General features: G+C 59.9%; 10 protein-coding genes and 1 pseudogene. 1 reads left to right on the top strand and 10 read right to left on the bottom strand.

Going from position 1 to position 10,841, the window contains the following annotated elements:
- The 3 genes from BLJAPNOD_RS32120 to BLJAPNOD_RS32105 form a co-directional block, all read right to left on the bottom strand.
- Positions 1-460, bottom strand: a 460-nt coding sequence (locus BLJAPNOD_RS32120; protein ID WP_199566082.1) for a transposase, incomplete at its 3' end; no start/stop codon positions are given.
- Between the two features lie 415 nt (positions 461-875).
- Positions 876-1,262, bottom strand: coding sequence for a transposase (locus BLJAPNOD_RS32110; RefSeq protein ID WP_057220209.1), 387 nt, complete (start codon positions 1,260-1,262; stop codon positions 876-878).
- 240 nt (positions 1,263-1,502) lie between these two features.
- A complete protein-coding gene (locus BLJAPNOD_RS32105; protein ID WP_115422810.1) occupies positions 1,503-2,531 on the bottom strand; it encodes an IS110 family transposase in 1,029 nt (342 codons plus the stop codon).
- 363 nt (positions 2,532-2,894) lie between these two features.
- Between BLJAPNOD_RS32105 and BLJAPNOD_RS36290 the strand changes: the two are divergent.
- Positions 2,895-3,186 (top strand): annotated as a pseudogene (locus BLJAPNOD_RS36290) (type II toxin-antitoxin system RelE/ParE family toxin).
- 126 nt (positions 3,187-3,312) lie between these two features.
- On the opposite strand, the gene BLJAPNOD_RS32095 reads toward BLJAPNOD_RS36290, so the two are convergent.
- From BLJAPNOD_RS32095 to BLJAPNOD_RS32065, 7 genes are all read right to left on the bottom strand, one after another.
- Entirely contained in the window at positions 3,313-4,104 is a 792-nt protein-coding gene (locus tag BLJAPNOD_RS32095; protein WP_115422809.1) for a PhzF family phenazine biosynthesis protein, read from the bottom strand.
- A gap of 68 nt (positions 4,105-4,172) precedes the next feature.
- Complete coding sequence (locus BLJAPNOD_RS32090; RefSeq protein ID WP_115422808.1) at positions 4,173-4,955, bottom strand: SDR family oxidoreductase; 783 nt, start codon at positions 4,953-4,955, stop codon at positions 4,173-4,175.
- On the bottom strand, positions 4,952-5,884 hold the full coding sequence (locus BLJAPNOD_RS32085; protein ID WP_115422807.1) for a dihydrodipicolinate synthase family protein: 933 nt from the start codon (positions 5,882-5,884) through the stop codon (positions 4,952-4,954). The genes BLJAPNOD_RS32090 and BLJAPNOD_RS32085 overlap by 4 nt, the downstream gene beginning before the upstream one ends.
- Before the next feature lie 8 nt (positions 5,885-5,892).
- The gene (locus tag BLJAPNOD_RS32080; protein ID WP_115422806.1) at positions 5,893-7,353 is read right to left on the bottom strand and encodes an amidohydrolase family protein; all 1,461 of its coding nucleotides are present in this window, start codon (positions 7,351-7,353) and stop codon (positions 5,893-5,895) included.
- A complete protein-coding gene (locus tag BLJAPNOD_RS32075) occupies positions 7,350-8,819 on the bottom strand; it encodes an ABC transporter substrate-binding protein (protein WP_115422805.1) in 1,470 nt (489 codons plus the stop codon). Before BLJAPNOD_RS32075 ends, BLJAPNOD_RS32080 begins: the two co-directional genes overlap by 4 nt.
- Complete coding sequence (locus BLJAPNOD_RS32070; protein WP_077505543.1) at positions 8,816-9,844, bottom strand: dipeptide ABC transporter ATP-binding protein; 1,029 nt, start codon at positions 9,842-9,844, stop codon at positions 8,816-8,818. Before BLJAPNOD_RS32070 ends, BLJAPNOD_RS32075 begins: the two co-directional genes overlap by 4 nt.
- A complete protein-coding gene (locus BLJAPNOD_RS32065) occupies positions 9,841-10,821 on the bottom strand; it encodes an ABC transporter ATP-binding protein (RefSeq protein ID WP_115422804.1) in 981 nt (326 codons plus the stop codon). The genes BLJAPNOD_RS32070 and BLJAPNOD_RS32065 overlap by 4 nt, the downstream gene beginning before the upstream one ends.
- Between the last annotated feature and the right edge of the window lie 20 nt (positions 10,822-10,841).

Below are 10,841 nucleotides of genomic sequence, written 5' to 3'. Positions count from 1 at the left end.
GTGGGATGACATCGAGCCGCTCGGATCGGTCTTCGCCAATCAAAACCTTTTCCAGCCCTCGGCATTCTTCAGGGATTTCAGGCTCGATGACCTCCTCGATGCGCTCGAGATGGGCGGCAAAGCCCTTGCGCGGGCGCGCTTCCCGCTTCGGCTTGTCTTTCCGTGACTGGTCGAGCTCGCTGTCGATCGCTGCCAAGCCGGTCTCGACTTCCTCGAACGCAAAGTCGATCTGATCGTCGTTGATCCCCAGTCGCAGCCGTTCCGAGCGCGTGCCTTTCTGAGCCCGCTCAAGCACTTTCACAATCGCAGTGAGAGTGGCTATCCGCTCGTCCGTATCCTTCTTGAGCGCCTCAAGCCGGGTGATCTCCGCTCGGGCAGCGGCGCCTTCTGCGCTCATGGCGACGATCATCGCCTTGAGTGCATCAACGTCGTCAGGAAGGTCCGAAGCAGAGAACGTCATAGCAGGAAGTAGATCACGAATTGTGATCTTTTCCTAGCGTTTACAGTAACATGCGTGGGATTTCTTGGATGGGTTCAGCCCGTCGAAAGCGGCCTCCTGATTGTCGCCGGGCGGATCCTCTTCCAATCCATTCCGGCCAGTAGGGCCATGAGCTGGGCATGATCCAGACGGATGCGCGCCGCCGTCGCTGCCGGCCAGCAAAAGCCATTTCCTTCGATAACTTTCGAATAGAGACAGACCCCGCTGCCATCCCACCACACGATCCGGACACGGTCCTTCCGCTTGGAACGGAACACGTAAAGGGCGCTATTGAAAGGATCGAGACCGCCATCCCTGACCAAAGCCATCAACGAAGCCGCTCCCTTGCGAAAGTCGACCGGTTGGCAGGAGACGTAAACGACAACGCCAGACGCAATCATGCCTTGCGCACCGCCCGTAGGATCTTGGCAAGATGATCCGGCTCGATATCTCCGGCCACGCGCACCACGACGTCACCCATGACGATCTCCACCGGTGAACTTGCAACAGCTTCGACGCGCGCGAAACTAACCCTTTCATGAGCCTCTTTCGAAAGGGGCACCACCGATCCCGAGGCCAATGCCTTGCGACGCCAGCCGTAAAGCTGCGAGGGATCTAGCCCCTCAGCGCGGGCGATCGCTGATACATTCGCCCCCGGCAGCATTGTCTCCGCAATCAGCCGAGCCTTCTCAGCATCCGGCCAATCTCGTGGCGTGCGCCTCGTCCGTATTGGTGTCGCCGTCAGAACCTCAAAGGCACGAGCCTGATTCACACTGTCGCTCATAGGTTTCTCCGCATGATTCATGCCGAAAATGAGCGATCTTTCGATGCCGCGCTACGTGGGATGGCCTACCCGCTTACGGTATGGTGATCTGCGGGTCGGGTCCAAATCTGAATCCCGAGCTCTTCTGCTCATGATTCAAGGCTGGTTTTCCCGATCCAGATCTTTTCGATCATTTGCCCATTCGGGTCGTCGCCTTCTTACACCTCCACTTTCCGGCACAGGCTGGTTACAGCATTGTCATCATGTAGCCATCGCCTGCGTCGGAATGCTGTAATCCTCATGTTTTGTCAGCAATGCCCAGACCGTGCGCGCCATCTTGTTGGCCAGTGCGATCGCGACCAACATTCGGGGCTTTCGCGCGAGCATGCGCGCCAACCACGATCCTTCGGGTATGGATTTCCGGCCCAGCCAGTTCAGGCGTGTCATTGCCCCGATAATCAGCAGCCTGCGGATATCAGACTGCCCTGACTTGGAAATGCGTCCCAGCCGTTGTTTGCCGCCCGACGAGAACTGACGTGGCACAAGGCCGAGCCATGCGGCGAAGTCACGGCCACGCCGGAAGTTCTCCATTTGCGGGGCAAAGGCTTCGATCGCCAAGGCTGTCAAAGGGCCAACGCCAGGAATGGTCTGCAAGCGCCGCGCCGTGTCAGCTTCAGCCGACAATGCCTTGATCTTTGCGGTCCGCTCGTCGATGCGAGCCGTCTTCTCAGCGATCTGTTTCAACAAGTCGCGGCATTCTTCAAGCATCAACGCAGGCAAGTCGCTGTTTAGTCCGTCCAAAATCTCTTCAATACGCTTGAAGTGGTTACGACCTTGAGGAACAACATGGCCATATTCATAAAGGCAGGCTCTCAGCGCGTTGACCAGTTCTGTGCGCTGATGGACGAGTCGTTCTCGAGCCCGAAACAGGATCGCCCGGCTCTGCTGATCCGCGGATTTTGGCTCCACGAAGCGCATTTCCGGTCGCTGGGCCGCAATTACGATAGCCTCCGCGTCTGTCGCATCGTTTTTCTGCCGCTTGACGAACGGCCGTACATATTGCGCCGCGATCAGCTTCACTTCGTGGCCAAGCCTAACCATCTCACGTGCCCAGTAATGCGCGCTGCCGCAGGCCTCCATCACCACCAACGCCGGTGGGTGTTCCGCCATGAACTTGGAAAAGTTCTGCCGTGACAGCTTCTTTCGAAACCTGACTTGCCCGCTCATCGAAGCACCGTGCAGTTGAAAGACATTCTTTGCCAAATCCACGCCAATCATCGTATCGTTCATAACGGTTGCCGTCCTTTCCGCTCAGTGGTCACAACACCACATTTTGGCACATTGCGATGCCGTCTAGGGAGGGCGGCAACCACCCCATCTGAATCGATGGCGCAAACAGGAGGTTTGCGATGGGTTCGGCGATTTCGTTGCCTGCGCGCACCGGGCTTTCCGGCCCGGCTGGAGCTTTAGAATCGCATAATATATCGAGCGGAACGCCTAAGCTCGACGTTTCACCGTTCCCGGCGATACTGGATTACGTCATGCAGATGCACTACAGGACGACGCGCGACCCGATTCCGAGGATGCTGTTGTTGAGGCTCGCTTCCGCGAGCGTCGCGCGGCAGCTCTGCGTAAGGCAGGGTCTGGCAACCGATGAGGCTTGTCTGGGCGCAGTTTGCGTTTGACGATCGAGACGCTATCTTTAGCTACATTGAAAGCCAAATCGAGGGCGGCGGTCCACGTCGGCGAAGAGATTGCACGAGCCGTTCATCGCCTTCTCGACTTTCCTGAAACCGGCCGTTCTGGTTGAGTTGAGGGTACGCAGAAGCTGGTAGTTCCGCGCACACGCTACATCGCGACTTACACGGTGGCAGCCTACCGGATTCGCATTCTGCGCATTTTGCATGGCGCCCAGATTTGGCCTTTCGAGTTCGGCGACGAGTAATTCCGATCGCGAACACCTTCTTTAGTTGCCGTCGGTTCGATTCGGTTCAAGACCGGCACACCGGCAGCCGAGTTGATCACCAAAATTCCCGGGAAGACGGATTGCTGGTGAGATCCATATAGACATTTAGAGTTCTATTTCCGCATGTCCCTCGATGAAAAATACGCAGCTTCCTTCCAGTTCGACACGGTCGCCGGAGAGACGACACGTCACTTCGCCACCGCGTTGCGAAGCCTGGTAGGCGCGGAAAGCCGACTTGCCGGTCTTGGCTGCCCAGTACGGTGCCAGCATGCAATGAGCGGCACCCGTCACCGGATCTTCCTGAACACCCTTCGAGGGAGCAAAGTATCGGCTCACAAAATCGAACCCTTCATCGCCTTGGGCGGTAACGATTACGCCCGGACGATCAAAACCGGCTATCGCCGCGAAATCTGGTTTGAGTTCACGTACTGCCTTTGCGCTGTCCAGCAACACGAGATAGTTGTATTGGCTGCTGTAAACTTCGACAGGCGTTGCGTTCAGCGCAGAGGTCATGGCCGCAGGGATACCGATCTCTTCAGACTGCCTGGATGGGAAATCGAGGACGTACCTCCCGTCCTTGCGCCAAACCTTCAAAAGGCCGCTCGCCGTGCTGAATGCCACAGTATCGCGCTCTAAGTCGAGACGCTCCATCACGACGGCCGCACTTGCAAGAGTAGCGTGGCCGCACAGCGGCACTTCTACGGCGGGTGTGAACCAGCGAAGGCGATAGTCCTTCTCCCCGGGAACCAGGAATGCCGTTTCCGCGAGATTGTTCTCGGCCGCGATCGTTTGCAACACGGTGTCGCTTGGGAAGCTCGGCAAGACCATGACGGCCGCCGGGTTTCCCTTGAAACGGTTTGTGGTAAACGCATCTATCTGAAAAAATGGTACTTGCATCTTATGACTTCCCAAGCAGCACAACGGACTTTTGCACAAAGTCAGGCTTGCCGCTGCATTTGACGGCGTTAAATTCCGCGAATTGCGCCACCATCGACCCTGATTTTTGATCCGGTCACGTAGGATGCGCGCTCGGATGCCAGAAACACGGCAACATCCGCAAACTCTTCCGGGCGTCCGTAACGGCCGACAGGAATGCTCGCGGCAGATGCGGCAGCCACATCGGTAATGCTTCTCTCGGATCGCTTTGCAGCGTTTGCGTCAAGTTCGTCAATGCGCTGTGTACGAATGCGGCCGGGCAGGAGGACGTTCACGGTGACGCCATCGGCGGCGACTTCGTTTGCGAGCGTTTTCGACCAACCGACGATGGCCGAGCGGATCCCGTTGGAGAGTGCCAGCTGTGGGATCGGCTGTTCTACCCCGGATGAGGTCAGAGTGATGATCCGGCCCCACTTTTTTGTCCGCATCGCCGGCAGCAGCCGGCCAGTCAGATGAAAGAGGTTTGCGGCCATCGTTTCGAATTGAGCAATCCAGTCGGTGCGCGAAGCGTCAAGAGCGGCGGCCGGCGGCGGGCCACCGGTGTTGTTGATCAGGATATCGACGCCACCCTTTGCCAGAAGGCGGTCGCAAAGGTCATCAATGCTCGCGAGAGCGCCGAGATCAAGCTGCGTGGGCATCACCGGACCGGCGCCTTGCGGCAAAGCGTTGGCCCAGGCTTCTATCTTGTAGGCCGACCTTGCCGCAGCATAGACGTTTGCGCCTTCCTGCGCGAGTCCGGCAGCGATGGCGGCGCCCAGGCCGCGGCTTGCGCCGAGCACGAGGGCTGTCTTGTTTTCAAGTCCAAGTTTCATTGGCCAAGCTCCTGCAGTCGTTCGGTCTGTCGTTCGATAAGCCGTTCGATTTCGGAAATGTCGTCCTTCGAAAGGCTGGAACCGGGTTTGCGCAGAGCAGCGGACGCAATCGCGCCGCGCTTTGCCATGATATATTTACGGATGGAAAGCCCGAGGCCAGGCTGCTGTTCGTAACGTGCCAGCGGCAGATAGGCGTCGAAGATATCCTGTGCCCGGGCAAGCTCACCTTCGCGCTGGAAACGCACGACATCCCGCATCATCTCGGGATAGGCAAAGCCGGTCATCGCGCCATCGGCGCCGCGTGCCATTTCTTCCGGTAAGAACATGCCGCCATTGCCACAAAGGATCGAGATACGGCGCTTACCCTGCGATTCCGCAGACTTGCGCAAAGCGGTAATCTTGCTAAGGCCCGGCCAGTCTTCATGCTTGAGGCAGACGCAGGTGGGAACCTGGTCGATGATGGTCTGTATCACCGAAACCGGGATCGTCACGGAGGTGACGAGCGGAAAATCCTGAAGAACGAACGGAACGTCGCCGAGAAAATCGCCTGCCTGCTGGTAGTAGCCGATGAGCTGCTGATCGTTTCGCAGCGTCGACGGCGGGGCGATCATCACGCCCGCTGCACCGTCGCCCATCATCATTTCGGTTAGCGTCTTCATCGGGGCGAAGCCCGCGGAGGAAACACCTGCGACCACCGGCAGCCGGCCATCGACTCGCTTCAGGATGCGCTTGACGTAAGTCTGCGATTCCTCCGTCGTCAACTTCTGGGCCTCGCCCATCATTCCGAGCACGGTCAATCCCGTGGCGCCGCGTTCCATATAGAAGTCGACCATGCGGTCGGTGCTGTCGAGATCGAGCGCGCCAGTGTCGGTGAACGGAGTCAACGCGATAATATAGACGCCGTTTGCGTCCTCTGTCAGTCTTGTCATGGCAGTCCTCATTCGACGGAAGGGGTTGCGTTCGGATAGCGCGCCGCGCCAAAGAAGCCCTCGGGCAGGCCGATCATCGATTTTAGGTTCATGCGCGCAATAAGCGCGTCCGCTTCGCGATTGGCGGCGGCGAGGATTGCCGTTGTATCTGCCTTCACCGGCCGACCGGCTTCAAGCAGCACTTCGCCGTCGATCACGACCATTTCGACATCGTTGCCGTTGGCAAAATAAACGGCGCGGAAAACTGGCATCTGGAACGGCGCCAGATGGGGACGATCCATGTCGATGACGACGATGTCGGCTTTCTTGCCAGCTTCGAGTGAGCCGATTTCGCCATCGAGGCCAAGTGCCGTTGCTGCATCAATGGTTGCCATTTCGAGAACTTTGCCGGGTGGAAGGACGGAAGGGTCGCGGAAGAATGTCCGATGATAATGCATGCACTGCTGCATATGGCGGAACATGTCGGAGGAGCGATCCGGTGCCGTGGCGTCAGAACCGAGCGCTACGACCGCGCTGGCTTCGATCAATTCGATTGCCGGGCATCGACCGAGAACCGAGGCGATCGCGCTGGGATTGTGCGCAATGCGCGTGCCGGTATCAGCAACGATCCGGATTTCTTCTGCGCTGAGGTCGATCGCATGCGAGAGCAGCGCATCCGGACCCAGCATGCCGATATCCTTCGCCCGCGCGACAGAGCCACGCCAGTGGCCGTCCTGGGTGAAGATGACACCGGCGTCACGCGACAGGGCCCGCATCGTCTGCGTCTGGGAAACGGCGGCTTCATAGTCGCTGACGGAGAGCGTTTCGGCGTGCTCGTCGCGCAGCACGGGTGTCAGCAGGGCAATGCGTATGCGCCCCTTGCCGTGCCAGTTTTCCAGCAGCGAGCGCGAGACTGTGAGCTGATCCTCGAATGTGACAGCGTGTTCATGGCGCTTGCGTCCATCCCAACGTGCATAGGTGCGCGGATGGGGCGGGCGTGTTGAACCGACGGCAACCACGGAACGCGTACCGATGGCGGCTACGGCCTCACAATGGGCATAACCATACACAGGATCGTCGGTACGCATGATCGTGTCGCCGCCACCGAGCAGCGATACGCCGCAGGTCACGCCAAAGCGAAGCCGTTCCAGGGCGGCAAGCTGCGCTTCGGCATGCCAGAATTCTGGCGTCGTGCCGACGGTATAGGCCGTGTTGACAATCTCTTCCCAGCAACCGGCCTGCTCCATGCCCATCGTTTTGATCAGGCCATGGCCGGCATGGGCGTGGACGTCGATCAGGCCGGGCATGACAACCTTGCCGGAGGTATCGATGGTGCGGCCGGCACGATAGCAGGACGCCAAAGCGGCTGCGGAGCCGACGTCTATAATCCGGTCGGCAAGCACGGCAACAGCGCCGTCATCGATAACCCGGCGGCTGGCATCCATGGTGATGACGGTTCCACCGGAGAACAGCAGATCGATATCGATCACGACATTATTCCTTCCGAGGAGAAACCGGGCAGAGCATTAACGTCTAGGACAGCGTCGGGGCGCATGCGCCAGTTCGGACGATCGCCTGCCAATCCGGTGACGCGCAAGGGATTATAGAGATAGAGCCAAGGCGGGTCCTTTTGCAGCAATCGAAAGGCGTTTTCGTAAATCGCCCCGCGCGCAGCATCATTCGTTGTGCGCCGGCCCTGGTCGATCAACTGCTCGACCTCGCTGTTGTGATAACCGAGCCACCAGGAGCCGCGCGCGCGCGCGTCGATCTTTTCGGCCAGCACGCGGAAAGTACTAAGCGGACTGGAGTCGAAGACGCACATATCACGCACCTGTTTAAGGCGCACGCCATGGGCATACGCCTCGCGATCTTCGTGACGATGGACGCGGAACGATATGCCGATTTCCGAGAGTTGCTGTTCAACGGCAGTGGTCAGAGCTTCCGCTTCATCCGGCAAACGCGTCGGGCAGTCGACCTCGATGACCAGACCGTCGGTATGGCCAGCCGCAGCAAGCAGGCGTTTTGCTTCGGCGAGATCGCGTTCCAGACCGCCGGTGGCATCCGTGACGCCGAAATGTGCGGGGCTTACAAAACCGGTCAGTGGCCGGGCGGCACCAGCGACGACCATGTCGACCAGCGCCTGCCGGTCGAGCGCGAGATTGGCTGCGCGCCGAATGCGCTGATCGGCGAACGGCCCGCTGGTGCTGTTGAAGAGGTAGATGATCGAGACAGGAACCAGCGAAACGGCGCGGGCAAAGCCATCGGTGCCATCAAGCGCATGGGAAAGCTGGAAATCGAGGCTATTTGCGACCTGCGCTTCGCCAGCAACAAGCATAGCCTGACGTCGGCCTGCATCCGGTTCGAAAACAAAACGGATCTGCTCGTTTGCAGGTTTCTTGCCATGCCAGCCGTCAAAACGGCGGCCGGTGATGTCGTGACCGGCGTGGAAACTCTCGAAACGGTAGGGACCTGTGCCGATCGGTACCGAGACATCGCCGCCTTCGTAGCGGTCGAGTGCACCCGGCGCGATCACATAGCCGTAGACAAGGATGTCCAGAAGATCGGCCATGGGACGGGCGAGGGCGATTTCGACCGTCCTGGCATCCAGGGCAGTGATCAGCGCATCGCCGAGATATTGGTGCCAGACGCCGGGTGCACCCAGCGTGTACCCCTTGTCCGCGCGTGACATCCGGCGCAGCGAAAGGATGACTGCATCGGCATTGCAGGTGGTGCCGTCGTGGAAAGTCAGGGCCTCGCGCAGGCGGAATGTCCATGTCCGGGCATCGTCTGACACGTGCCAGCGCTCAGCGAGTGCCGGAACGTAGCTGCCGTCCTGGCCATACCGCACGAGACCATCGAAGAAGGCATCGAAGACGCACAGGACGTCGTTTGCGTCCGTGCAGTCGTGCGGGTCTTCAAGCCGCAGCCGCGGTTGGGCGATTGTCGCTGTGTTCATGACGTGAAGGCCTCCGGGGCGGGATCGTGCAGATGGCAGGCAACGCTGCCGCCGCCGGGCTGCGGGCGGAGCGCCGGGCGCTCCACTGCGCATCGCGAGAAGGCGAGGGGACAGCGGGTTCTGAAGCAGCAGCCCGAGGGCAGGTTCAATGCGCTCGGTACCTCGCCGGCGATTTCCACCTCAGGCTTGCGCAGCGACTTGTCGACGCTCGGCGCTGCGGAGAGCAAGGCTTGCGTGTAGGGATGTCGCGGATTGGCAAAGAGCTGGTCGCGCGAGGCCGTCTCGACCATGAAGCCGAGATACATGACGGCAATCCGGTCGGCGATATGGTGAACCACCGACAGGTCATGGGATACGAAAAGATAGGACAGCCCGAACTCGTCGCGCAGATCCATCATCAGGTTGAGGATCTGCGCCTGGATCGACACGTCGAGCGCCGACACAGGCTCATCAGCGATGATCACCTTGGGCCGCACCGACAATGCACGGGCGATCCCGATACGCTGGCGCTGGCCACCGGAGAATTGATGAGGATATCGGTTTGCCTGCTCTGCGTTGAGGCCAACACGCCCGAGCAACTTGATGGCCTCCGCATCGAGCTCCCGGCCGCTCATTTTCCTGTCCGACTGCGCGCGCATCGGCTCGATGACGATGTCCTTGATGCGCTGTCTTGGGTTGAGCGACGCGTAGGGGTCCTGAAAGATCATCTGGAGTTTGCGCCGGAATGGTCGCAGTTCCTTCTGATCGAGGCTGGAGACTTCTGTTCCGTCGATGTGGATCTCGCCGGATGTCGGGGCGTGGATGCGCGCGACAGTCTTTGCGACGGTCGATTTCCCACAGCCGGATTCGCCTACGAGCGCCAGCACTTCACCGGGCGCAATCGACAGCGACACACCGTTGACCGCGTTCAGCACTTTTTCCGGCGCAATCAGCTTCCCGCCGCCGATCTGCAGGCGATCGAAAAAGCCGCCGCCGATGGAGAACGCTTTCACGAGGTTGCGGACCTCAAGCACGGGTTGCGTCATCGAGCCGCCTCCTCAAGTGGAAAATGACAGGCGGCGTCGAGAGATCCGCGGACATGGGCAAGATCCGGTGAGCGTTCGGCGCATAGGGACTGGGCGCGGGAGCAACGCGCGCGGAACGAACAGCCGAGGCCGATCGAGCGTATATCCGGGACGGTTCCCGGGATTTGCCGCAGGCGATGCTGCCGGTCGGCAATGCGGGGAATGCTGTCCAGCAATCCGCGGGTGTAGGGATGGGCGGGATTTGCAATGATCTCGTCGGTAAGGCCGCGTTCGATCACCCTGCCGCAATAAAGCACCACGACGCGGTCTGCCATTTCCGACACCACGGCGAGATCGTGCGTGACAAGGATCATAGCAGCGCCGGTGTCCTCGACCTGACGCCGCATGAGCTTAAGGATTTGTGACTGGACGGTCACGTCGAGGGCCGTCGTCGGTTCGTCGGCGATGATCAGACGAGACCCGGCAAGAAGCGCGATGGCGATCACGACACGCTGGCGCATGCCGCCGGAAAACTGATGCGGATAGGCGTCCAACCTCTTGTCGGCCTCGGAAATCCCGACATCCTCCAGCATGCGAATGCAACGCGCGCGCCGGGCGGCCTTATCGAGATCGGTGTGCAGGCGCAGCACCTCGTCCATCTGCCGGCCAACTGTATAGACAGGATTGAGCGAGGTCATCGGGTCCTGGAAGACCATGGCGATCTCGCGCCCGCGCACGCTGCGCATCGCGCGTTCGTCGAGCTTCGCGATGTCACGGCCATCGAAACGGATCTCGCCGCCGACGATTTTTCCCGGAGGATCGATTAGGCCGACGATCGAGAAGCCGATCACGGACTTGCCGCCGCCGGACTCCCCCACAAGACCGACGATTTCGCCGGCCTTGACGTCGAAACTGACACCGTCGACGGCCTTCACAAGTCCGCCAAAGGTGCGGAAATGGGTTTGCAGGCCCCGGATGTCGAGCAAAGGTTCTGCCATGCGCGCGTCCTCCTTCATGG

Origin of the sequence: Ensifer sp. M14 (genome assembly GCF_003355565.1) — a bacterium.
In the GTDB taxonomy this organism is placed as follows: domain Bacteria; phylum Pseudomonadota; class Alphaproteobacteria; order Rhizobiales; family Rhizobiaceae; genus Ensifer.
This window is presented reverse-complemented; position numbering and strand designations above follow the sequence as displayed.

Bases quoted from the DNA above. Each gene is read 5' to 3' on its own strand.
- BLJAPNOD_RS32110 (WP_057220209.1), bottom strand. From the start codon at position 1,262: ATGAGCGACAGTGTGAATCAGGCTCGTGCCTTTGAGGTTCTGACGGCG.
- BLJAPNOD_RS32105 (WP_115422810.1), bottom strand. From the start codon at position 2,531: ATGAACGATACGATGATTGGCGTGGATTTGGCAAAGAATGTCTTTCAA.
- BLJAPNOD_RS32095 (WP_115422809.1), bottom strand. From the start codon at position 4,104: ATGCAAGTACCATTTTTTCAGATAGATGCGTTTACCACAAACCGTTTC.
- BLJAPNOD_RS32090 (WP_115422808.1), bottom strand. From the start codon at position 4,955: ATGAAACTTGGACTTGAAAACAAGACAGCCCTCGTGCTCGGCGCAAGC.
- BLJAPNOD_RS32085 (WP_115422807.1), bottom strand. From the start codon at position 5,884: ATGACAAGACTGACAGAGGACGCAAACGGCGTCTATATTATCGCGTTG.
- BLJAPNOD_RS32075 (WP_115422805.1), bottom strand. From the start codon at position 8,819: ATGAACACAGCGACAATCGCCCAACCGCGGCTGCGGCTTGAAGACCCG.
- BLJAPNOD_RS32070 (WP_077505543.1), bottom strand. From the start codon at position 9,844: ATGACGCAACCCGTGCTTGAGGTCCGCAACCTCGTGAAAGCGTTCTCC.
- BLJAPNOD_RS32065 (WP_115422804.1), bottom strand. From the start codon at position 10,821: ATGGCAGAACCTTTGCTCGACATCCGGGGCCTGCAAACCCATTTCCGC.